Below are 22361 nucleotides of genomic sequence, written 5' to 3' on the forward strand. Positions count from 1 at the left end.
TTCCTCCTAATGATACAAATCTGGCTTGCGGTCAGAAAAAACTGGAATGTGACCACGAATTTTTTCAACTTCTGTCAAATCAAGTTCAGCCGTAAAAATTCCCTCTTGATTATCTGGCACTTGTAAAACGATTTTTCCCAATGGGTCAATCACCAGAGAATGCCCAGAAAAATGGTCTGAAATGCCATCGCCAACCCGATTGACAGCCACGACAAAGGCCTGATTTTCAACCGCACGCGCTCGCAATAAAATCTCCCATTGCTCCACACGTTCTTTGGGCCATTCAGCTACCACAAATAAAACCTTAGCACCGCTAGACATCAAGGTTCTCACCCATTCTGGAAAACGAATGTCATAACAAATCACACTAGTTGCTTTGACATCATCTAGTTCAAAAACACTTTCTTTATTGCCTGCTTGCAGGTACTCATCTTCTGACATTAAACCAAACAAATGCACCTTGTCATAATCAGCAATCACTTGCCCCTCTCGATTAAACACATAGGTCGTATTAAAAAAGTGATTATCTTTTGCCGTTGCGACCGAACCAGCCACCAAATTAACATGGTGCTTCTTAGCAAAATTTCCTAAATCCGTTATCGTTTCTTTCCCATTAACATCGGCAATACCTGCCAGCTGTTTCAAGGCATAGCCAGTATTCCACATCTCAGGAAGAACAATCACATCTGGCACATCATGCACCGCTTTTTCCAATAACTCCAATACTTTCTTTCTATTTTGCCCAGGCTCCGCTTCACGGATAGCCATCTGAATAAGTGAAACTTTCATTTTCCCCTCAATTCTAGTTTCTGTGAAAATATTCTGAAATCTTAGTGACTATTATAGCAGACTAAAAAGCCCTCGTAAAATAGTTATTTTAAATAGACTCGATAGTTAAAAACTATAACTAAAAAACCCACCTTCTTAGGTGGGCCAGATTGAAGACAAAGCTCTTAGAATTCATTTTCTAAGGGCTTTTCTTCTCGATTTGTGTTACGCTGAAGAAAAAGAATTCGTGATGTTTTGCCACGTTTCGCAAAGAAAAACCAGATGATAACCGTAATCAGTACGGGTTCTATACGCTTGACCAGCTCATTCCTGAAGAACACTTTCTTCGTAAGATTGAGGCCGTGATTGATTTTGCCTTCATCTCAAAGATAAGGGACATCAAAAAAAGACAAACCTACAAAAGCAGGTTTGTCTTCGGTCTGAAATATCCAGCTTAACTGGATATTTTTTGTATATTTATCAAATTTTCTTACCTAAATGCCAAAACCAAGAAATAAATAGCTGACGGCAAGTTGTTGAGAATATGCACCAACATAGAATCTTTAATGTTGCCACGGCGTGCGTAAGCCAGATAAAGTATAGATCCCAAAGCCGCATAAACCAGAAACTCTGCTAGGTTAGTCGCGTGCGGCAAAGCGAAGACAGCTGTGGTGACGACACCCGCTAAGATTTTATGACGATGTTTGAAGAGTAGGTTGTTTGGAAAAGCTCGATAAGCTAATTCTTCAATGATGGGACCAACAATCCCAACCAGCACAACGTATAAAAGCGTGTAGAGGAAGAAACCGCCTTTAAAGAAGTCTGTCAAACTTTGTAGAGCAGCATCATTAGCAGTGGTTTTTTGACCCGAAATAACTTGAATAAGGCCTGTTCCGACAATAGCCACGACACGTGCTGCTAGAAAATAGAGAAAGTCAATGCCGACATCCTTACCAGTCATTTTTTGACTAGCAACTTCAGAATCCTCCACCTTGCGATACCATTTCCAAAGCAAAGTGATCACAGTAACAATAAAAACAATATAGATTAGACCAGCCAACCATTTGACCGAATCAGATAAGTCTGCCTGTCTTTTCAATAAAATCATAGGAATTATGTTACAAGTCAGAGACAAGGCTATTAGTCCAATAACTTTTAGAATGTTGAATAAAATTTTCATAATGTATTCCTTTAACTGTTATTTGTAATAATCTTTAGCTAATTTGAAATTCTTAGCCAAAATGTAGAGATGAATAAAGGCTGTAATTAAAATTCCTGTCAGCTCAATCTTTTGGAAGACAAAGGAGATAAAAGCAAGAATGATATAGATATCTGGCAGAATTTGACCGCTAAGACTCATGATAATATCAAAAGACATTTTATAATTTGCTTCTAATTCTGCTTCATCCATTTGCAATATATTATCTTTTAACTCCTTCAGTGTCGGTAGCAAGGGGATATCAATATTTCGAATACGTTTATAGACTTTCAGACTATAAGCATGTAGGATGCCTCCACAAATCAAGATTAAAAAGTCAATAAAAGGAAAATGAAGTTCTGCTGAATCCGAACCAAGACTAACGCGATACGTTAAGGTAATAGAAACAAATGCCAAAACATACGTTATGCCCGCATAAACAACCGCATAACTATGCTTTTTATTCATCATACGATAGAGTTCCTCAGATTCTTCATCTTCTAACTGCTCGTAGCGCTTATAATATTTCAAAACGATTACTATATAATATAGTCCAGTAATAAGTGATAGGACGGCACCAACACGAGCAATCCAACTAATAACTGAAGTAACATCATCCAAAGAAAAGGGAAAATTGTTATTCGAAATATCAAAATAGCCTGCACCAAATCCCAAAATGAAACCTATTACCGCACCAATTATACCACCTAAAAGCAGCTGTTTAAAGATACGCTTTCCCGTACCATCAGTCTTTTTTATGTATTCTTTCATTTTCTTACTCACCTTTCTTCTTCAGAGTATCATCACTCAACAATAGGGAAAAAATAATTAAGGTTATAGGAGATAATGTCAGCTTAAATGACCAATTTGATATATTTCCTAAAAGGGCTAGAACTGCTAGGACTATCAAAAGAGACATGAGGATTTTGACCCAAGCTGGCTTTTGTCCAATTCACAGGTAGCCACCAAGAGACAAGTAATAGATAGGATCCAAGATAAACTTTTTCTCGTATTGGTAGCTATAAATAGCAGCAAGCAGCCAAACCAGACCTCCCACTAGAAATAAGATTGACATAACTTTATTACTACTCTTGCTCACTTCTCTTCCTCCACAAGACTAAAAATACTTTCTACAGGTTCTTTGAAAACCTGGGCAATTTTCAGTGCAATCACTATGGACGGTGTGTACTCATTACGCTCAATCAAGCTGACCGTCTGGCGGGAAATTCCTGCCAACCTAGCCATCTGCGTCTGATTAATGCCATCTCTGGCTCGCAACTCCTTGAGCCGATTTCTCAATTCTGGCATCTTTCTCCTCCCTTAACAACATATTTTTTGATAATAGATTAAGCTAAAAATAGCTAATCATAGAGGAAAATCAAGAATATTTAAAACAAGAGTTAACTTCTTATTCTGTAAACTATTTGATTCTTGAATGAGTTTCATGACTCCTATCTCCTATTCTTTAATTGCCGAACTTTTAAATTAGCTTCCATACTAGTGATAGAGGAAATAAGCGATGCTACTATACTGGTGTCCAAAGATTGTAGCTTCAATATATCTGCAACTAGTACTCAGATTAAGGTCAGAGTAGCTAAGATTTCAACTGCATGCATCACCATCGTTCCAGTGATGATAATTTCTTTTTTAGATGATTTCATTTTACTCTCTCCTTATTTTTTGTATGCTTTTCTTTTCAGTTTTATTGTAACATATCATTTTCATTTTGACAATGATAGTAGTCAAAAATGTTATTATCTTTGTCAAAAAATTGAGGATGATAGTCAAAAGCAGAGTCAAGCATTTGTTCATCCCTGCTTCTCTAATATAAGCCTGTAAAAAGACTTCGAAAACAAAGATTGTACAATAAAAAGCTTGGAAATCATTTTCCAAACTCTTTACTTATTGGTTAGAGGTTTTCAGCGACTGCGACAAGAAGGGCATCAATAGCTGAAGCGTCTGAACCACCAGCCATGGCCATATCTGGTTTACCACCACCACGACCTGAAACGATTGGTGCCAAGACTTTGATGAGATTTCCTGCGTGCACGTCTTTAGACTTGCTTGCAACAAGAACATTAACTTTTTCACCAATAGCCGCCGCCAATACAAGCACGTCAGAGTAATCTTTTTGCTTCCACTTGTCAGCAAAAGTACGAAGAGCACCTGCATCTGAAACAGAAACTTGAGCTGCGATGTAGAATTTACCATTTGCTTCTTTGACATCTTTAAAGACATCACCAGCTTGCGCTGCAGCTGCTTTTTCTTTCAATTCAGCATTTTCTTTTTGCAATTTATGCAATTGTTCTTGAAGTGAAGCGACTTTGGCAGAAACCTGTTGCAATTGCGGTGCCTTAACAATAGTTGCAATTTCTTTGAGGGCTTCTTCTGATTCGCGATAAGCCATGTAAGCTTCGCGGCTTGTCACAGCAAGGATACGACGTGTTCCCGAACCGATACCTTCTTCCTTGACAATCTTGAAGATACCGATTTCAGAAGTGTTTTTGATATGGGTTCCACCACACAATTCAACAGAGTAATCACCGATTGAAACGACACGAACGTTTTTACCGTACTTTTCACCAAAGAGGGCCATAGCTCCCATTTCTTTAGCTGTATCAATATCTGTTTCAATAGTTGTGACTGGAATAGCTTCCCAGATTTTTTCGTTGACTTGTGCTTCAATTTGACGAAGTTCATCTGATGTTACAGCTTCAAAGTGTGTGAAGTCAAAGCGTAGGAATTCAGCTTCATTAAGCGAACCTGCTTGAGTGGCGTGGTTACCAATGATATTGTGAAGCGCAGCATGGAGCAAGTGAGTTGCGGTATGGTTCTTCATGACACGGTTACGACGGTCTGTGTCAATCGCCAAATGATAAGTTTGACCAACTGAAAGGCTTGCACGAACGTCAACAGTGTGCAATGGTTGGCCATTTGGTGCTTTTTGAACATCTATTACTTGGGCAACCACATCACCCTTAGCATTTAAAACGACACCGTGGTCAGCCACTTGTCCACCCATTTCAGCATAGAATGGTGTCTGGTCAAATACAAGAAGTGCTTGACCTTCTGAGACCATTTCAGTTCGTTCGTTGTCAGTAACGATAACTGACAATTTAGCATCCAATTCTTGATTTTCGTAGTCAAAGACTGATTTTTCTGTGATGCTTGAAAGGGTTTCATTTTGCATCCCCATTGAACCACCTTTGACGACACTAGCACGCGCACGTTCTTGTTGTTCTTTCATTGCTGCTTCGAAACCTTCATGGTCAATCTTGAAGCCTTCATCCTCAGCCAATTCCTCAGTCAATTCAACTGGGAAGCCGTAAGTATCATAAAGTTTGAAGATATTTTTACCTTCAAGCGTATCTTTACCTTCAGCTTTCAAATCAGCTAACAATTCATCAAGCATGCTTGAACCAGCATCGATTGTACGGGCAAATGTTTCTTCTTCACGTTTTACAATTTTTTCGATAAAGTCTTGTTTTTCAAGGATTTCTGGGTAATATGATTCCATGATTTTACCAACAGTTGGAACCAGTTTGTACAAGAAAGTTTCATTGATACCGAGACGACGACCGTGCATAACCGCACGACGAAGCAAACGACGAAGCACATAACCACGACCTTCATTACCTGGAAGAGCACCGTCACCGATAGCAAATGAAAGTGAGCGGATGTGGTCGGCAATAACTTTGAAGCTCATGTTGTCGCCATCTGGATCGTAAGTCTTGCCAGATAATTTTTCAATTTGGCGAATGATTGGCATGAAAAGGTCAGTTTCAAAGTTTGTTTTAGCCCCTTGCATGACAGCAACTAAACGCTCTAAACCAGCACCCGTATCAATGTTTTTGTGTGGTAATTCTTTGTATTCTGAACGTGGAACAGCTGGGTCAGCATTGAATTGTGACAACACAATGTTCCAGATTTCGATGTAACGGTCGTTTTCAATATCTTCAGCGAGAAGTTTGATACCAACGTGATCTGGGTCAAAATCTTCACCACGGTCAAAGAAGATTTCTGTATCTGGTCCTGAAGGTCCAGCACCGATTTCCCAGAAGTTATCTTCGATTGGAATCAAGTGGCTTGGCTCAACACCAAGTGAAATCCAGCGATTGTAAGTATCTTTATCATCTGGATAGTAAGTCATGTAAAGTTTATCTTTAGGAAAATCAAACCATTCTGGGCTTGTTAATAATTCATATCCCCAAGTGATAGCTTCATCACGGAAATAATCACCAACAGAGAAATTCCCCAACATTTCAAACATTGTGTGGTGACGAGCTGTCTTACCAACGTTTTCAATGTCATTGGTACGGATAGCTTTTTGCGCATTTGTGATACGTGGATTTTCAGGAATGACAGAACCGTCAAAATATTTTTTTAGGGTTGCAACACCTGAGTTAATCCATAACAAAGTTGGGTCATTTACAGGAACCAAGTTTGCTGACGGTTCAACAGAATGACCTTTTGATTTCCAGAAATCAAGCCACATTTGGCGCACTTGCGCAGAAGATAATTGTTTCAAAACTTTTACCGAGACTGATAAACAGTCTTCCTTTCATTTACAAAATATCACTTAAACATTATAAAAGACAAGCTCATCCTACGAAGGGCGAAAAACCGCGGTACCACCTTCATTCAATGAACTTGTCATTCTCGTTTGTTTTCAATTAATCAATCAAGTAGCATAATTTTCAGACCTACCATGGCTCGCAGCGACCGCCATTTTTCTGTATTCGATCCTTTGAAAATTAATTCTCGATAAGTTTTATTATACTGTCTTTTAAAAGGTAGGTCAACTCCCAAGTCAAATTATTTTGAAGATGAACTTGTAGATGATGAGTTAGCTGAGCTTGACGAACTTGATGATGTTGCATATTGAGCAAGAATGTCAGCAAAGGCTTTATCCTTAATTTTCACATTTGCTTTTTCAAGTGCAGCTGCAATTACCTTGTTTTGGAAGCTAGCATCGCTAGTTTTCTCATTCATGATAGCTTTCTTCAAACGAGCTTTATAAGATTTCCAGTCGGCTTTCTTTTCTTCCTTAGCTGTTACTTTAACGATATAGTAAGTTGTCTTATAGGTTGACGAATCAACGACTGAGACTACATCTGAAATGCCGTCTTTATCAAGTTTGAAGGCTGCTGACATCACATCTGTTGGCAAAGTTGTATCTGCTGAGTCGAACTTATATTCGTATTTCTTCTTAGACTCAGTTGTTTTTTCTTTGGCAATCTTGGCAAAGTCGGCACCATCTGCCTTAACTTCAGAGAGGACTGAGTTAGCTGTATCTTGTGAATCCAATTTGATGACTTGGGCAGTCACTTCTGGGGTGTAGTTCTCATAGGCAGTCTTGTAGTTCTTGGTTGTCAATTCTTTCTTTGCAGCTTCTTTGACAGCATATTCTACCAACATAGTCGTGCGGATTTGTTGCTTGTAAGAATCTGTTGTCAAACCAGCTTGTGACAAGGCGCTTGAGAAAGAATCCCCATAGCTTGAAGCTGTTTTATTGTAAGATTCGGTCACTTTCTTATCTGATACCTTGTCGCCATATTGTTGTTCAAAGACGCGTGACAATACCAGAGTCAACATAGATTGTTGAGAAGCACTTGTTGATTTGACCTGATTGTAGAAATCAGAGACTGTAATAGTGTCACCTTTCATTGTGATGACATTGGTATCTTTTGTTGTCGAAGAGCAAGCAGCAAGTGTCGCTACGGAAACAAGTGTAACAATCCCTGCAGCAAGCTTAGAACGTTTTTTCATGAATATAAACTCCTTTTAGTCATTAACCTCATCATTATATCACAAATTCTTAAAAATGACTTAATCTGCAAGCTTTATTTCTGGGATATTTTTGCGAATCATCAAAAGTCCGTCGCCAAGAGGGACTAGTGTCGCTGTTAAGTTGGGATGTTTTAAGGTTGCATCAAATAAGCGCTGCAGTCCACGGTAGATGGTGCGTTGACCACGTCGCACCTCCTCGATTGGCCGAGCGATGTCACCACCCTGAAAGACATCGTCCAGAACAACTACACCTCCCACTGCCAAACGTTCTAGAACCTCTGGCAAGAAAACAATATACTTGGACTTGGCCGAATCCATAAAGACAAAATCGTAAGTCTCTTTTAGTCTTGACAGGATATCTGCTGCATCCCCCTCTAGAAGCCTAATCTGATTGCGACTGTCATATTTGGCAAAATTCTCCTTCGCAAACCCAATCATTTCTTCATTTCGGTCAATGGTTGTGATTTTTGACTGAGGAGCATTTTCCGCCATCAAAAGGGCTGAAAAGCCGATAGCTGTCCCTATTTCTAAGATTTTTTTAGGCTGCATGGTCTGCATGAGAAAACGGAAATAGGCCACCGTTTCCTGTGGAATAATGGGAATGTTTTCACGATGGGCAAAAGCTTCAAGCTCTGCTAAGTAGCCTTCGTTCCCTTTCTGACGCGTGCGCATGTAGCGAACCACTTCCTCCTTGACAACAGGCCTGCGCATGTTGTGGTTAGCATTTTTACTATATGATTGAACCATAATTTCACTTTCTATCTGATAGTTAACTACTCTATTATAGCAAATTTTCGGAAAGGGTAATAGCTGTGTGGTGACCTCCCCAGCTCATCTTAGCCATTTACAAAATCAGACTGGGCATGCTATCTGTCCAAAAATGCTAAAAAAGACTAGTGCATGTTGACTTTTCCGAATCTTTTAGAAGAGCAATCCAAAAGTCGGCTGGCTTCTCCGCAGCCCGAGGAAGGTAGTTTAGACATCAATTGACTTTCTTCTAAAAAATGAAAAGCTAGGCTAATCACAGTCAGCCTCTCAGAAATTTCTAAATGATTACAATATCCCGTCTGTTACCAAGTCAACCAAATCAGACAGGTCATCAATCTTACGGTTGATGGCTGAGCTCGGCTGGTGAAGGTTGATGGACTGGATACAGGAATTTTCAGCTACTTCTACGTCTAGCTTGCGATCCCCAATATAGTAGGTTTGCGCTTTATCCAGCCCGTACCTAGTCATCAGATAGTCCACGCCCTCAGGGTGCGGTTTTCTGGCAAAGCCATTGGCGCTAGTAATGACCTCGGTAAAAAAATGATCAATGCCCAAACGTGCAAGGACCGCCTCAGTCGTTGCTCCTTTATGGGTGTAGATAAAATGTTGGATACCCTTTTCCTTGGTCAATTGCAGAGCTTCTTTAGCATGAGGCATAAGGTAAATCATGTTGTCGCGTGCTTCCTGCTCACGATTGAAAAAACGCAGCAATTCTTCAAAAGGTAAATCATGCTCAGCCGCAAGCTTCCTCAAGAGGCTCCCGACTGACTCCTTGATGATAAAATCAAAGACAAACTCCTTATCAAGCGGCAAATCATAAGCCTTGTAAAGTAGAGTTAGCACCTGATGAATGGCCTCGTAAGACTCCACTAAGGTGCCATCAAAATCCCAAATAAATGTCGTTTGTCCCATAAGTTCTCCTTCAAGTCTATCTAGTGTCTCACCCATTGGTAATCTTAGTCTTCCGCAAAATCATCCAGTTGACCACCAGCATCTTCAACAACGCGACGATTAGCAGCATTATGTGCAACGATTAAAATCTGCTCACAAGCAATAACAGTTAGTTGAGGTTGACCAATCATGATTGTCGGATTGGATCTTAAAGTGCTTAGAATTGTCAACATTGGTTATCTGAAGTTCTCTAATCTTCCTTACTGGATCCCAAGTCTTTTTTACATTATAACATAAAAAGACGGCTAGTCTTAGCCACCTTTATTTTATTGATGAATACCTTTTTCAACCAATTCTTCCAACTCTGACAAGCGTTCTTCAAAGACTTTGAAGGCGGCATTGAGGTAGTCAGCGTTGGTCATGTCTACGCCCGCTTTGGCGATGATATTGAGGGAATAATCTGAATTACCCGCTTTTAGGTAATCCAAATATCTATCAATGTCTTCTTGAGTGCCATGAACAATCTTATTTCCCAAGTAACTAGCTGCTGCAAAACCTGTCGCGTACTGATAAACATAATAATTATAGTAAAAATGCGGGATGCGTGCCCATTCAAATTGGATTTCAGGATTGTCTTCAGCCTTTAGTCCATAGTATTTTTCATTGAGCTGGGCGTAAAGGTTATTGAGATAATCGCTGGTCAAAACCTCACCTTTCTGGTCAGCTTCATGGATAATATGCTCAAATTCCGCAAACTGCGTCTGACGGAAAACTGTCCCCTTAAAGCCATCCAGGTAATGATTAAGAATGGCAAAACGCTGCTTGTCATCCTCAACTTCCTTGAGCAGGGTTTCTGTCATAATATTTTCATTAGTTGTTGAAGCAATCTCAGCCAAGAAAAGGCTATAATCCCCATAGACATAAGGTTGATTTTCACGGGTAAAGGTTGAATGAAGACTGTGCCCTGTTTCATGAACCAGCGTATAGAGATTGTCCAACGTGTCCTGCCAGTTGAGCAGCATGAATGCATTTGTGTCATAAGAACCACCAGAATAAGCTCCAGAGCGTTTGCCTTTATTGACATGAACATCAATCCAACGTTCAGTGAAAGCTCGGTGTACACGGGCAGCGTAATCCTTGCCGAAGACAGCTAGGACTTCTTCTGCTTTTTTCAACGCAGCCTCATAGGTAAAGCTTATATCCGTCTGAGACAGAGGCGCATAGACATCGTACATTTTGAGATCATCCAATCCAAGAATCTTCTGACGCAACTTCATGTAACGATGAAGCAAGGGCAGATGGTCATTGACAGCTTCTAAGAGAGTATCATAAACACTTTCTGGAATAAAGTTAGCTGACATAGCAGCCTCACGCGCTGAGCTAAACTTGTGAACACGCGCATTGAAATTGTGGACTTTGACATTGGTTTGCAAGGTCTTGGCGTAGGTGTGCTGATATTGGTTATAGGTGCTGTACATGGCTTCGTAAGCTTGCTTGCGAATATCTCGATTTTTAGACTCCATTAAGCTGATAAAATTTCCATGCGACAGCTGAACCTGATTGCCTTCTTCATCGTTCACCAAGGGAAAAACAATATCTGCATTATCCAAGATTTCGAAGGTTTCTCCCGCTGCGCCGAAGATTTCCCCAGCGCCAGCCAATAATTCTTCCTCTGCCTGTGACAAGACATGGGCTTGACGTTTAAAGATTTGCTCAAAGAAGTGGTCATATTTTAATAGAGCCGGCCTCTCAACAACCAATTGATCAAACTCTTCCTTGGACAGAGCCATGAACTCAGGCTCATAAAAAGAAAAGACTTCTGAAAACTTAGCGTAAAGTGCGGTTGCCTTGGCTTGAAATTCTTGATATTTAGCCACAGTGGTGTCTTGGTCATTCTTCATTGAAGCATAGACATAAGCCTTCTCTAATCGTCGAGATAAGTCCAACTCTAACTCCGTAATCTCAAGCAAATTTTGGCTAGATTCAATCAAGTGGCCTGCATACTGTCTAGCTGCCTCAACATCGGCACTCAAAGCCACCATTTCAGCCTCCCAAGCTTGGTCACTAGCAAAAACAGTGGTCAAATCCCATTGATACTTTTCCTCAATATGACTGCGATTATCTAACATAAAAATCTCCTTACGTTATTTCTTCCTTACCATTTTAACATAATAGGAGGGTGGATACAGTTTTTGAACAGCCCTAGCTCCCTGATCTTTATAATATTGGAAAAAGGCTCCGCTATTGCCCGATAAATCCTGCCTAATCTGGCAAAATCCCTGCTTAGCCTGTGGAGGCCTAACCTGCGGGTAAAAATCAGTCCAATCCTGCACTAACAAATTTTCACCTCTTGAATAAACTGCTTCTTGCTGACGCATCCAAAATGGGCTGCGCGCCATTAGCTGACGCTGAATGTAAGTGATGATCTGTCTATCCATTTTGACCTCATAGCTAGCCAAGCGCTGCTTCTGATAGGGTAGACGAAAGAAGGTCATGAGATCATCCGAAAACGAACAAACCTTGCTGAGATAATGAACTCTGCCATGCAAATCTTCGTAAATCAGATATTTTAGTCGCAACTGCTGCCTTTTGACATCCAGTTCCCAGAGATGAAAGCCCATATTATTAGAAAAATAGAGAAACTGCTTGTGAAGACTAGTCAGCCTCTGGCCCAGCCACAATTTCTCTCCCAAGAGCCAAATCACATGAAAACCATAGTCACGGTAGGCTTGTGTCCGCTGGCGCAGGCGCTCCTCAGAAAGTCGACTGCATTGTACCTCCAAGGCTAATTTGCCATTGACCAACAAATCCGCAATCTGCCCCAGTTGAGGCAGAACCTTTTCAATCTCAACCGTCTCACTGGGAGATAAAGATTGATAAAGCTGAGCCTTAAGCGTCAAATGCTCTGACGACTCATTCTCGCTATAAAAACGACAGTCCTTCAGACGCACATGAGCAAAGTGCGGCCGCATGACCTGACCATTTTTTAGACGGACAGGTGAGTCACAGGCAGGACAGGTAAAAAACTGCTTGGGCGGAATTTCCTCCAACAAATTCACAAGATTACCTTGATAATCGCACGCTGTTAACATAAAAACCTCCTAACAAAAAAGGGCCAGCCCTAGCCAGCCCTCAAATGAAGCACCTCTGTCATTTATGATCCCCAAAAATAGTTAAACGGTGGTGAAGTACTTTCACTTATACAATTCGAAAGACAAATAGAAAAGTTTACATTTTTCTTTCTCGAAAAGCAACTTCGGTCATTATAATAAATGAAAGATAAGGAGACTACTAACCGAAGTGCCCTTCACTTATATTATTCGCAGGAAAAAGAAAAAACTAGACAATCATTTTAAAATTTATTAGTTTTCCTACTCTTCATCATCCTACAAAATAAAAAAGCGATGATATTATCAACGCCTTTTGATGACTAAATACGGCCTTCTTCTTCCAATTTGCCAAGGAAATAAGGCATTTGCACACGCCACCATTCCCAATCATGAGCCACATCGCCGCCCCAGAAATCAAACCAAGCAGGGATTGACTTAGCAGCAAAAGCTTCTTCCAAACGCTTTGTGTCAATGATATGGGGACCTTCCCAAGCACCTTGACCAACCGCAACGATAAAACGATTTTCACGATAGCGGTCTAAGAACCAGGTATCCTCTTGATTCCAGAGGTAATCAATTGGTGAATTGTAGTAAACAGCAGGATCACCGTAAAACTCACCTGTGAAGAAACGGGCATCATAAACACCTGACAAAGCTACTGAAACATCAAAAAGGTCTGGATGACGAAGGGCAAAATTCACAGTATGGAAGGCACCCATTGAGCAACCTGTTGCCATCATGCCACCCTGCCAATTAGACTCATAACGAATCAGCGGTACCAATTCGTTGACAATATAACGATCGTAAGCTTCATGAGCTAAGGCCATGTCGTGACCATTCTTCCAAGTACTTAGCCAAGATTCGTTGTCATAAGAATCTGGTGTATAGAATTTGACCAATCCACGATCAATAAAATCTTGACAGGCTTCAATCATGCCAAAATCGCCATATTCATTCTGGCTGCCACCTGATGATGGGAAAACAATAATTGGTTTTCCTGCATGACCGTAAACGTTAAAATACATCTCCTGGCCAAGTTCGCCTGACCAGTGACTTCTTCTTTCAAAATGCATTTTCTTTTCCTTTACTAGACTTATTTTTAGGCTTTTGCCTGCGCAAACTGAACAAGCTCACGCATCTCTTCCATTGTGCTTGTACGGGCTAAGATACCATTTTCACCCATAATCTTGGCAAAGACACCTGGAACAGATTGAATAGAAATAATTTTATCACCAAAGTTTGCCCAAATGTCATCAAGGCTGTGTACATAGTGTTGGTTCGCCTTACGAGAAATGTAGACTACATTGTAAGGACGAAGAATTTCCGCTTCGAAAAGATTATCCTTGACAATATTAGCATACTCGCGGAAAACGTCAAAATCATTAGCGTAATTCCACATATCAATGGTCAGTCCTCCTGGCGGACGGCAGTTGACTTCCAACGCCATGAGTTCTTTAGTCTTTTTCACACGGAAAAATTCAAAGTGAAAGAAACGTTCCTTGACATTAAAGGCTTTAACACAAATTTTGCCCAATTTGACCAATTCTTCTGAAATCTCGCGTGGCACATAGTAGAACATGTCGCCATCTTTTTCAACCGTATCCAGAACAGCTTCTGAATATTCCAAACTTGAGTAAAAGACGATATTACCTTCGTGGTCAGTCAAACCATCAAAGGTCACGATGTCACCATCAATAAACTCTTCCATGATGTACTCAACACCATCAGTCTTATAACCAAAGAAGTCTTCCAATTCTTGTTTAGACTTGATTTTGTAGGTGTCTGAAGCCCCAACACCAGAATTTGGTTTGATAATCACTGGGAAACCAAGTTTTTGAGCCAAAGCACGCGCCTCATCATCAGAATGAAAAACATCACCAGCAGCTACTTTCAAACCATTGGCACGAAAAATTTCCTTCATTTGGCGTTTAGTCTTGATAGACAGCATATCCTCATTATGATAACCGAAAACATTGAAATCTGTACGCAATTTAGCATCCAATTCCAACCAGTACTCATTATGCGACTCAATGCGGTCAATGCGTCCGTATTTATGGGCAAAATAGGCCACCGCACGGTAAACTTGATCATAATCTTCCATATCGTCAACGCGATAGTACTCAGTTAAATGATCACGCAAACCTTGACTTAGCTGATCATATGGGGTATCAGCGATACCCAATGTATGAAAACCCGCTTCTGACAAACGATGAGCAAAGGTCTCAAAGTTAGCCGGAAAATGAGGGGAAATCATCACAAAATTCATTGGTCTTGACATAGTTTTTCCTCATTTCTAATCTTACTAACAGTCTATCATAAAAGAGATTATTTTACTAGCTTAATATTCTGAAAATAACGATAAATTCTGAAAACTTATCATCTGTTAATTTTACTTTTCAAACTTTATTTTGCCTATTTTTTTAAAATTTTGATACACTAAAGGTATGGAAATCATTAAAATTCTTAATCAAATTGCACGTGAAAATACTTACTTACTTGTCAATGAGAAGGCCATTCTCCTTATTGATCCTGGTAGCAATGGCAGAGAGATTCTTGCCAAGCTGGACGAACTTGAAAAACCTGTGGCAGCAATTTTGCTGACCCACACCCACTATGACCACATCATGAGCTTAGATTTGGTGCGCCAGCATTGTGGTCATCCACCTGTTTATGTTTCTGATAAGGAAGCTTCCTGGCTCTACACACCCGTAGACAACCTTTCTGGCTTGCCACGTCACGATGACTTGGTTGATGTGATTATGGAGCCTGCTGAGCAGACCTTTCAATACAATGAAATCTACGACATCGCCGACTTTCAATTTGAAGTCAGGCAAACACCGGGCCATTCTTGCGGGGGTGTTTCCTTCGTCTTTGCCAAGGAAGAATGTGTTATCACTGGTGACGCACTTTTCAAAGAAGCTATCGGACGAACCGACTTACCAACAGGCAATTTTGATACCTTAATTTCAAGTATCCGCCAGGAACTTTTTACCCTTCCAGGACACTTCATAGTTTACCCAGGACATGGCATGGCAACAAGCATAGGCCACGAAAAAACATTCAATCCATTCTTTTAGACATGACTAAACTTAAAAACGTTACTAAATATTTTCTAATTGTTCTTGCGCTTCTGATAAGCTGCTCTGCTGTCGTGCTTGCTACCAAAACATATCGAGCAAGTACAAAAGCGCAAGCTATTGCTCAAAAAGCGACTGACGATAAAGATTATCTGCTCTTTAAAGCCAAGCGATATGCAAGAGCTAATATCCTTTTTTACCAAGGCGCTCTAGTAGAAGAAGAAAGTTATGCTATTATGGCTCAAGATTTATCTGATAGTGGCTATAATGTTTATCTCTTGAAAACACCTTTTAACCTGCCTGTATTGAGCCGGCAGAAGGCGCTTAAACTGATACAAGAAAAGCACTTAAAGCATGTCTATCTATCTGGGCACTCCTTAGGTGGGGTTATTGCTAGTTCAAATGCCAAAGTCGCTAAGAACATTGATGGCCTAATTCTACTTGCCTCCTATCCTCAAAGTAAAGACGATTTATCACAAAAAAATCTGGCTGTCTTATCCATTACGACCAGTAAAGATAAGATTCTGAATTGGAAACACTACGACAGAGCTAAAAAGCGCTTACCCAAAAAGACAGATTACAAAAATATTCAAGGTGGTAATCATAGTGGGTTTGGTTCCTACGGACTGCAAGCTGGTGACGATGAAGCAACTATTACATCTACTGCCCAAGAAAAACAAGTTGTTGAATATATCTACACTTTTATCAGTGCAAACTAAAAACTTCTGACCAAATCAGAAGTTTTTTCTTTTAGAATTTCAAGTAGCGTCTCATTGACAGGACAGACCCCATTGAACCAATGAGAATACCAATAACAAACATGCTACCAATCAAAATAGGAAGGAAGAAGTTTGGACTGTATAGCGACAGACCTTGCAATTGAAATTGTGGGTTAAAGTCCTTGTAAACATAGTGATATGAAAAATAAATAATGACTGCTGGCAAAATTGTTCCCAATAATCCTACCCAGGCACCTTCAAAGAAGAATGGACCACGAATGTAAGAATTCTTAGCACCAACCAAGCGCATAATCTCAATATCACGCTGACGTGACATGATGGTAATACGAATAGTATTTGAAATCAGGAAGATAGCTACAAGGATAAGTAAAACTGTTCCAGCAAGTCCCCAAGTTCGGATAACTGAAGCTACGCTAAAGAGTCGCTCTGAATTAGAACCTCCATAATCAACAGATTCAACACCTTCAATCTTCTTGATCTTTTCAGCAATGCCTTTAACTTGAGACGATTCTTCAGCTTTAATGATATAAACATCTTGTAGAGGATTAGAGTCTCCATCAAAAAGATTCCAATCATCACCGTAAGTTTCTTTTAACTTTTGTAGCTGCTCATCTTTACTTGAAAAGGTAACAGATTCAACGCCCTTGATAGCTGATATTTTATCATAAATCTTATGGTAATTTTCATTATCTTTGGTTTGACCATCAGTACCGGTCACTTGTTTAGCATTATCTGTAGAATCTACTTGCAAATAAGTGTTAATTTTAACGTTTTTCTCAATACCAGTCGCCAAACGTTCAGTATTCAAAAGTACCGCCGCAAAGATTGCCACAATGGTCAAGGTCACTGCAACCATACTGACTGAAGCAATGGTCATCCAAATATTGCGCTTTAAGCTTTTAATAGACTCCCAAAGGTGTCTGAAAAAATTTCTAATCATCGTAACCGTATTCTCCTTCCTCTTCATCACGGACAATTCGTCCGTCTTCAATAGCGATAACGCGGTGGCGAAGAGTATTCACAATTGTACTATTGTGAGTTGCCATCAGAACAGTTGTTCCTTGAAGGTTAATACGCTCCAACAATTGCATGATTTCCCATGAGATTTCAGGGTCAAGATTTCCTGTCGGTTCATCAGCAATCAGAACCTTAGGGTTATTGACAATAGCTCGCGCAATAGCCACACGCTGCTGCTCACCACCAGATAATTGATCTGGGAAAGAACGCATTTTAGATTTGAGGCCAACTAAATCTAGAACCTCTGGCACACGCTTTTTAATATCACGGCGCTTAGCACCGATAACCTGCATAGCGTAGGCGACATTCTCATAAACAGTCTTTTTAGGCAAGAGTTTGTAATCTTGGAAGACCACTCCTATGCTACGACGCAAGAGCGGAACTTCGCGTTTTTTTAATTTATTAAGGTTAAATTTTCCAACAGTAATGGTTCCCTTAGTTAATTTTTCCTCACGATATAAAAGCTTAATAAAGCTTGATTTCCCTGCTCCAGAAGGTCCAACAAGATAGACAAATTCGCCTTGATTGATAGACACAGTAATATTTCTCAAAGCAGTTGTCGAGCGGTGATATTTCTTCTCAACGCCCTTCATTTCAATTAATGCCATGTTACAGTCCTTTTCTTTATTTTTTAGGTTATACCTTATCCATCAAACTTCTCAGTCTTCAATTCTCCATTTCAGGTAGGCATCAATAAAACCATTGATATCGCCGTCCATGACCTTATCCACCTGTGCAACTTCATAGTTTGTTCTGTGGTCTTTAACCATGGTATAAGGCGTAAAAACATAAGAACGAATTTGGCTTCCCCAAGTGATTTCTTTCTTATCACCTTTAAGAGCATCCACTTCTTGTGCTTTTTTCTCTTGCTCCATTTGGTATAACTTCGCTTGAAGCATCTTCATGGCGCGGTCACGGTTTCCGTACTGAGTACGATCGACCGTTGATGCAACAACAATACCTGTCGGAATGTGGGTCAAACGAACACCGGTTGACACTTTGTTGACATTCTGACCACCAGCACCACCTGATCGGAAAGTGTCCATCTTGATATCATCATCGCGAACCTCGACTTCAATCGTATCATCTAATTCTGGCATGACCTCAACGGATGCAAACGAGGTATGACGGCGCTTGGCAGAGTCAAATGGTGAAATACGCACCAAACGGTGAACACCCATTTCTGATTTGAGAAGCCCGTAAGCATTTGGTCCTTCAAATGAGAGTGTTACAGACTTGATACCTGCCTCATCACCTGCTTGATAATCTAGGACTTCAACCTTGAATCCATTGGCATTACCAAAACGTGTGTACATACGCAGCAGCATATCTCCCCAGTCCTGAGCCTCAGTACCACCTGAACCTGGATGAATTTCCAAGATAGCATTATTATGATCATAAGGTTCCGATAAGAGGAGAGTCATCTCGTAATTAGACATGATTTTATCTAATTTTTCAAGATTTTCTTCTAATTCTTCTTGAAGAGACCCATCTTCGTCCAACATTTCAAGCAGGAGCTCTGTCTCGTCTGACAATTCTTGCATCTTATTAAAAGTCTCGTAAGTCCTTTTCAGTTCGTTCAATTCTTGCGATGTTTTCTGCGCCGCAATATTATCATTCCAGAAATCTGGCTCAGTCATCTGATTTTCAAGAAGTGCAATGTCCTCTTCCAAACGATCTAAGTCAAAGAGACCTCCTGAAGCTAGTCAACTTCTCTTGATTTTCTACTATTTTTTGACGGATTTCAGCTACTTCCATGTTTTTCTACCTCTTCTTTATGATTTTTCTTTTGATGCTTGTCTAAACTGACAGATACCTTTTCATATAACGCTTTTCCTCTTGCAGTCTTTCAGGCTGTAAGAGGATACCTAATTTTAAGCCCAAGTCTCAAAAATTCCGTGCCTGTTGGAGTATTCTAAGTAGCATTCCACCATAACGAGAAATATTGAGTAAGGCTCACTTTGTTCGCCTATATGGCTGGCGCTATTTTATGATGTATCTGCTAATAACACGCAGGCTGAGCCCATTTTACCATATATCCGTCAGAATTGCCATCTTGAACGCACTAGTTCCCATTCTTTTTGGACATCTTCGGTGCTGATTTTGATATTTCTCATAAAGTCAATCATGCCATCATTAGGCTTTTTAACAATTTCTCCCAAAGCCCAGATAGCTGTCGCGGTATGAATCGGATTATTATTGCGATCAATGATTTCCATCAGTTTGATAACTGCTGTTCGATCATGGGCATTAGCCAGCGCGATAATGGCATTGCGTTGGAGAATATTTTTTCCCCGCCAAGAACCTGCAATCATGCCGAAATTTTCATTGAAAGATTTATTGCTTAATTCCAAAAAAGGAATAAGTTCAGGCTCAGCCAGTTCGGGATTAATTTCTGAAGGAAGCGTATTCTTGATTCCTTTATTGTAAGGGCAACAAATCTGACAAATATCGCAACCATAAATAACCGTTTTGATTTTTTTACGAAATTCCATATCCATCATCCCTTTGTCTTGAGTCTGAAAAGATAGGCATCGACGGGCGTTCATAGACCCATCTCCAAGTAAACATGATGTCGGACAGGCATCTAAGCAGCGCCTACAATCCCCGCAATCATAATCAACTGGTTGGTCAGGTTCAATTTCTAGATTAGTGATTAGCTCACCTAGATACATATAAGAGCCAAACTCTTTTGAAATCACTAGGCCATTTTTGCCAATAAATCCAATACCTGCACGCCTTGCGACTGCCGTATCAACTAGTGCTCCTGTGTCAACCATGGCTTTGTGTTCAAAGTTTTCTGTCAATTTTTCAATGCCCTCAGCTAGCTGCCTGAGCTTGTCTTGTAAGACATAATGGTAATCTAGCCCCCAAGAATTAGGTGTGATTTTTCCACGCTTGTAGGCTGTTTTGGGCGGTTTAGCTGGGAGTTTATTTGGATAAGCAACAGCAATTGAAATGATGGTTTTAGCAGATTTCAAGGAGAGTTTGGGATAAATCCTTTCTTCAATGACCTTATGTTCAAAGCCAGAAGAGCGCCCTTCTTCGACAGAAGCGCGCAAGGATTTTTCCAGATATGCAAAATCATCTGCTGTGGTGAACCCAATCTTAGAAATTCCAATTTGATCAGCTAGTTTCTTAATTTCTCCCTTAATATCCATGATTTTATTTTAAAGAAAAAATGTAAAGCCTGCAAGTCTCAAACATTACAAAACATCACAAATATGACAAGTCTCCAAGCTTCTGCATACACTAGAAAGCACTAGCTATGCTAACAGTTCTTGTTTAATATTCCTTTAAAACTTCTAGCATCACTCATTAAAAATCGTCTCAATTCACCTCAATCAACATTTTCTGCTACAATAGATGCATGACAAGATTAGCAATCATGAGTGATTTACATATCGACCTCAACCAGTTTGGTGAGTTTGAGATTGAGACCCTGCTAGCCACTCTAAAAGAAGAAAAGATTGATCACCTGCATCTGGCAGGTGACATTTCCAACCACCACTATGACATTTCTCTCCCTTTTCTTGAAAAAATGGCAGAGCAAGTTGATTTGACCTATAATCTAGGCAATCACGACATGCTAGACATCAATGAAAGAAACATTATTCAACACGATTTTCAGAAAATACCGCTTGGCAAACGAACACTTCTAGCTTTTCATGGCTGGTACGATTACAGTTTTGTTCCTGAGAAAAGCCCAGAAGACAATCTGCGATTTAAAAACACTTTCTGGTTTGACCGCCGCTTAAATAGACCATTATCTGATCCAGCCATGACCAAATCCATTTGCCAAAGGCTTGACAATGAACTGGCTCAACTTGATACTCCTCTGGTTGCCATGCACTTCGTCCCCCACCAACAATTCACCCTAGTCCATGACAAATTCAAGCCTTTCAATGCTTTCTTGGGTAGTCAAAACTTCCACGAGATTTTTCAAAAGCACAACATTAAGGATGTTGTTTTTGGACACGCTCACCGCTCCTATGGTACTCAAAACATTGATGGCATTAACTACCACTCCCGCCCACTAGGCTACGTACGCGAATGGGATTTGACTATTGACTATGTCAAGCAACATCCTGAACTCAATCCAAGTGGAACATGGAATCTCTCCAAGCGCTACAATTTAGTCAGATATTTGCCTGATTTTCAAGACTACAAGCACCAACAATTAGCAACCGAGTTTCGACAGTCCATGACTATTTTTGATATATGATACCGCTCTATTAAGATAAGACAGAGCTTTTTATGACTTAATTTATAGCTAAAACATGCTATTATATAAGTGAAAAAGGAGCGTTTGCTATGCTCAAAGCGAGGCCAGATAGCGACTAGTTCACAACAGCCTACCCTATCACCATCAGGTTAAATAAAAATCGTGGCTCAACTTAACAATAAAGAAAGACAAACTATTGATTGTCCACCAAGAAAATCAATCCTCATGAGTAACTGGCCTAATTTCCCAAGGCAATCAGTACAGGATAGGAACCACGTTTGCATTAGGGCTACCTATCTTTGAGTGACTTACCACCTTCTGCTACCCTATCTTTCTTTCCTAGTTTTTTTGATTTATTCTCTTTAATAGAGAAATAAGAAACCCTCTCCCCCTCATCTGGAATATTGCTCTGCTTCTATTCTTCCTAATACCTCACTATCGTTTAGTCAAAGAATACAGCAAGTCAGAAGCAGCTCTGCTATTCCAATAAACACAAAAAATGACATCCAGATTGAACAGCTCCCTGTCAAGTGGACAATGAAATAATAAAAGATTAGGCGACGGCCTTGTTCCTCATTTCAAGAGGGGCAAGGCCGTTGTTGCGTTCTTGAAAACGTTGATGATTGTAAAAATAGATGTAGGCATCAATATCTGACACCAGCTCCTCAAAAGTTTTATACTTCTTCAAATCGTAGCACTCCGTCTTAAAGTGCCCAAAGAAACTTTCAATTGGCGCGTTGTCAATACACTTACCAACATGAGACATAGAGCGGGTCA

Annotated in this window: 22 protein-coding genes; 3 read left to right on the forward strand and 19 right to left on the reverse strand. The window is 40.1% G+C overall.

Annotated features, from left to right (window positions below; translation table 11 throughout):
• Nucleotides 1-6: 6 nt before the first annotated feature.
• From A3GS_RS0102990 to A3GS_RS0103070, 14 genes are all read right to left on the reverse strand, one after another.
• Nucleotides 7-789: a carbon-nitrogen family hydrolase gene (locus A3GS_RS0102990; RefSeq protein WP_018363938.1), complete on the reverse strand. Its 783-nt coding sequence runs from the start codon at nucleotides 787-789 to the stop codon at nucleotides 7-9.
• Nucleotides 790-1258: 469 nt separating this feature from the next.
• Complete coding sequence (locus A3GS_RS0102995) at nucleotides 1259-1948, reverse strand: CPBP family intramembrane glutamic endopeptidase (protein WP_018363939.1); 690 nt, start codon at nucleotides 1946-1948, stop codon at nucleotides 1259-1261.
• 18 nt (nucleotides 1949-1966) lie between these two features.
• Nucleotides 1967-2737 (reverse strand): DUF3169 family protein, encoded by a 771-nt coding sequence (locus tag A3GS_RS0103000; protein ID WP_018363940.1) that lies wholly within the window; start codon nucleotides 2735-2737, stop codon nucleotides 1967-1969.
• 181 nt (nucleotides 2738-2918) lie between these two features.
• On the reverse strand, nucleotides 2919-3041 hold the full coding sequence (locus A3GS_RS13160; RefSeq protein ID WP_276106583.1) for a hypothetical protein: 123 nt from the start codon (nucleotides 3039-3041) through the stop codon (nucleotides 2919-2921).
• 20 nt (nucleotides 3042-3061) lie between these two features.
• Nucleotides 3062-3274 (reverse strand): helix-turn-helix transcriptional regulator, encoded by a 213-nt coding sequence (locus A3GS_RS0103010; RefSeq protein ID WP_018363942.1) that lies wholly within the window; start codon nucleotides 3272-3274, stop codon nucleotides 3062-3064.
• A gap of 601 nt (nucleotides 3275-3875) precedes the next feature.
• Nucleotides 3876-6494, reverse strand: a complete 2619-nt coding sequence (gene alaS / locus A3GS_RS0103030) for an alanine--tRNA ligase (RefSeq protein WP_018363944.1) — start codon at nucleotides 6492-6494, stop codon at nucleotides 3876-3878.
• 287 nt (nucleotides 6495-6781) lie between these two features.
• On the reverse strand, nucleotides 6782-7735 hold the full coding sequence (gene prsA, locus A3GS_RS0103035) for a peptidylprolyl isomerase PrsA (RefSeq protein ID WP_018363945.1): 954 nt from the start codon (nucleotides 7733-7735) through the stop codon (nucleotides 6782-6784).
• 60 nt (nucleotides 7736-7795) lie between these two features.
• The gene (locus A3GS_RS0103040; RefSeq protein WP_018363946.1) at nucleotides 7796-8503 is read right to left on the reverse strand and encodes an O-methyltransferase; all 708 of its coding nucleotides are present in this window, start codon (nucleotides 8501-8503) and stop codon (nucleotides 7796-7798) included.
• Nucleotides 8504-8809: 306 nt separating this feature from the next.
• Complete coding sequence (locus A3GS_RS0103045) at nucleotides 8810-9436, reverse strand: HAD-IA family hydrolase (protein WP_018363947.1); 627 nt, start codon at nucleotides 9434-9436, stop codon at nucleotides 8810-8812.
• Nucleotides 9437-9480: 44 nt separating this feature from the next.
• The gene (locus tag A3GS_RS12645; protein ID WP_018363948.1) at nucleotides 9481-9648 is read right to left on the reverse strand and encodes a hypothetical protein; all 168 of its coding nucleotides are present in this window, start codon (nucleotides 9646-9648) and stop codon (nucleotides 9481-9483) included.
• Between the two features lie 93 nt (nucleotides 9649-9741).
• A complete protein-coding gene (pepF, locus tag A3GS_RS0103055) occupies nucleotides 9742-11544 on the reverse strand; it encodes an oligoendopeptidase F (RefSeq protein WP_018363949.1) in 1803 nt (600 codons plus the stop codon).
• Nucleotides 11545-11559: 15 nt separating this feature from the next.
• On the reverse strand, nucleotides 11560-12507 hold the full coding sequence (locus tag A3GS_RS0103060; RefSeq protein ID WP_018363950.1) for a competence protein CoiA: 948 nt from the start codon (nucleotides 12505-12507) through the stop codon (nucleotides 11560-11562).
• A 338-nt stretch (nucleotides 12508-12845) separates the two neighbouring features.
• Nucleotides 12846-13598 carry an esterase family protein gene (locus A3GS_RS0103065; protein WP_018363951.1) on the reverse strand — a complete coding sequence of 251 codons (753 nt, stop codon included), beginning with the start codon at nucleotides 13596-13598 and terminating at the stop codon, nucleotides 12846-12848.
• A gap of 26 nt (nucleotides 13599-13624) precedes the next feature.
• A complete protein-coding gene (locus A3GS_RS0103070) occupies nucleotides 13625-14803 on the reverse strand; it encodes an ATP-grasp domain-containing protein (RefSeq protein WP_018363952.1) in 1179 nt (392 codons plus the stop codon).
• A 166-nt stretch (nucleotides 14804-14969) separates the two neighbouring features.
• On the opposite strand from A3GS_RS0103070, the gene A3GS_RS0103075 reads away from it, so the two are divergent.
• Complete coding sequence (locus A3GS_RS0103075; protein ID WP_018363953.1) at nucleotides 14970-15602, forward strand: MBL fold metallo-hydrolase; 633 nt, start codon at nucleotides 14970-14972, stop codon at nucleotides 15600-15602.
• Between the two features lie 2 nt (nucleotides 15603-15604).
• On the forward strand, nucleotides 15605-16321 hold the full coding sequence (locus tag A3GS_RS0103080) for an alpha/beta hydrolase (RefSeq protein ID WP_026216246.1): 717 nt from the start codon (nucleotides 15605-15607) through the stop codon (nucleotides 16319-16321).
• A gap of 31 nt (nucleotides 16322-16352) precedes the next feature.
• Here A3GS_RS0103080 and ftsX read toward each other — a convergent pair whose 3' ends face one another.
• The 4 genes from ftsX to queG form a co-directional block, all read right to left on the reverse strand.
• On the reverse strand, nucleotides 16353-17282 hold the full coding sequence (gene ftsX / locus A3GS_RS0103085; RefSeq protein ID WP_018363955.1) for a permease-like cell division protein FtsX: 930 nt from the start codon (nucleotides 17280-17282) through the stop codon (nucleotides 16353-16355).
• A complete protein-coding gene (gene ftsE / locus A3GS_RS0103090) occupies nucleotides 17275-17967 on the reverse strand; it encodes a cell division ATP-binding protein FtsE (protein ID WP_018363956.1) in 693 nt (230 codons plus the stop codon). Before ftsE ends, ftsX begins: the two co-directional genes overlap by 8 nt.
• Before the next feature lie 51 nt (nucleotides 17968-18018).
• Nucleotides 18019-19117, reverse strand: a protein-coding gene (gene prfB, locus A3GS_RS0103095; protein ID WP_156808856.1) for a peptide chain release factor 2 whose coding sequence is annotated in 2 segments (ribosomal slippage) — nucleotides 18019-19044 and nucleotides 19046-19117 — 1098 coding nt in all. Because the reading frame shifts where the segments join, the coding sequence is not laid out codon by codon here.
• 284 nt (nucleotides 19118-19401) lie between these two features.
• Complete coding sequence (gene queG / locus A3GS_RS0103100; protein ID WP_018363958.1) at nucleotides 19402-20520, reverse strand: tRNA epoxyqueuosine(34) reductase QueG; 1119 nt, start codon at nucleotides 20518-20520, stop codon at nucleotides 19402-19404.
• 209 nt (nucleotides 20521-20729) lie between these two features.
• Here queG and A3GS_RS0103105 point away from each other — a divergent pair, with 209 nt between their 5' ends.
• Nucleotides 20730-21584, forward strand: a complete 855-nt coding sequence (locus A3GS_RS0103105; RefSeq protein ID WP_026216247.1) for a metallophosphoesterase — start codon at nucleotides 20730-20732, stop codon at nucleotides 21582-21584.
• A 553-nt stretch (nucleotides 21585-22137) separates the two neighbouring features.
• On the opposite strand, the gene A3GS_RS11415 is transcribed toward A3GS_RS0103105, so the two are convergent.
• Nucleotides 22138-22361: IS3 family transposase (locus A3GS_RS11415; protein ID WP_018363960.1), on the reverse strand; the 224-nt coding region annotated here is incomplete at its 5' end.

Source organism: Streptococcus caballi DSM 19004 (assembly GCF_000379985.1).
GTDB classification, from domain to species: Bacteria; Bacillota; Bacilli; order Lactobacillales; family Streptococcaceae; genus Streptococcus; species Streptococcus caballi.

What these genes read in the sequence shown, in the direction of transcription:
- A3GS_RS0102990 (WP_018363938.1), bottom strand. Translation starts at nt 789, where the DNA reads ATGAAAGTTTCACTTATTCAGATGGCTATCCGTGAAGCGGAGCCTGGG.
- A3GS_RS0102995 (WP_018363939.1), bottom strand. Translation starts at nt 1,948, where the DNA reads ATGAAAATTTTATTCAACATTCTAAAAGTTATTGGACTAATAGCCTTG.
- A3GS_RS0103000 (WP_018363940.1), bottom strand. Translation starts at nt 2,737, where the DNA reads ATGAAAGAATACATAAAAAAGACTGATGGTACGGGAAAGCGTATCTTT.
- A3GS_RS13160 (WP_276106583.1), bottom strand. Translation starts at nt 3,041, where the DNA reads ATGTCAATCTTATTTCTAGTGGGAGGTCTGGTTTGGCTGCTTGCTGCT.
- A3GS_RS0103010 (WP_018363942.1), bottom strand. Translation starts at nt 3,274, where the DNA reads ATGCCAGAATTGAGAAATCGGCTCAAGGAGTTGCGAGCCAGAGATGGC.
- prsA (WP_018363945.1), bottom strand. Translation starts at nt 7,735, where the DNA reads ATGAAAAAACGTTCTAAGCTTGCTGCAGGGATTGTTACACTTGTTTCC.
- A3GS_RS0103040 (WP_018363946.1), bottom strand. Translation starts at nt 8,503, where the DNA reads ATGGTTCAATCATATAGTAAAAATGCTAACCACAACATGCGCAGGCCT.
- A3GS_RS0103045 (WP_018363947.1), bottom strand. Translation starts at nt 9,436, where the DNA reads ATGGGACAAACGACATTTATTTGGGATTTTGATGGCACCTTAGTGGAG.
- A3GS_RS12645 (WP_018363948.1), bottom strand. Translation starts at nt 9,648, where the DNA reads ATGTTGACAATTCTAAGCACTTTAAGATCCAATCCGACAATCATGATT.
- pepF (WP_018363949.1), bottom strand. Translation starts at nt 11,544, where the DNA reads ATGTTAGATAATCGCAGTCATATTGAGGAAAAGTATCAATGGGATTTG.
- A3GS_RS0103060 (WP_018363950.1), bottom strand. Translation starts at nt 12,507, where the DNA reads ATGTTAACAGCGTGCGATTATCAAGGTAATCTTGTGAATTTGTTGGAG.
- A3GS_RS0103065 (WP_018363951.1), bottom strand. Translation starts at nt 13,598, where the DNA reads ATGCATTTTGAAAGAAGAAGTCACTGGTCAGGCGAACTTGGCCAGGAG.
- A3GS_RS0103070 (WP_018363952.1), bottom strand. Translation starts at nt 14,803, where the DNA reads ATGTCAAGACCAATGAATTTTGTGATGATTTCCCCTCATTTTCCGGCT.
- A3GS_RS0103075 (WP_018363953.1), top strand. Translation starts at nt 14,970, where the DNA reads ATGGAAATCATTAAAATTCTTAATCAAATTGCACGTGAAAATACTTAC.
- A3GS_RS0103080 (WP_026216246.1), top strand. Translation starts at nt 15,605, where the DNA reads ATGACTAAACTTAAAAACGTTACTAAATATTTTCTAATTGTTCTTGCG.
- ftsX (WP_018363955.1), bottom strand. Translation starts at nt 17,282, where the DNA reads ATGATTAGAAATTTTTTCAGACACCTTTGGGAGTCTATTAAAAGCTTA.
- ftsE (WP_018363956.1), bottom strand. Translation starts at nt 17,967, where the DNA reads ATGGCATTAATTGAAATGAAGGGCGTTGAGAAGAAATATCACCGCTCG.
- queG (WP_018363958.1), bottom strand. Translation starts at nt 20,520, where the DNA reads ATGGATATTAAGGGAGAAATTAAGAAACTAGCTGATCAAATTGGAATT.
- A3GS_RS0103105 (WP_026216247.1), top strand. Translation starts at nt 20,730, where the DNA reads ATGACAAGATTAGCAATCATGAGTGATTTACATATCGACCTCAACCAG.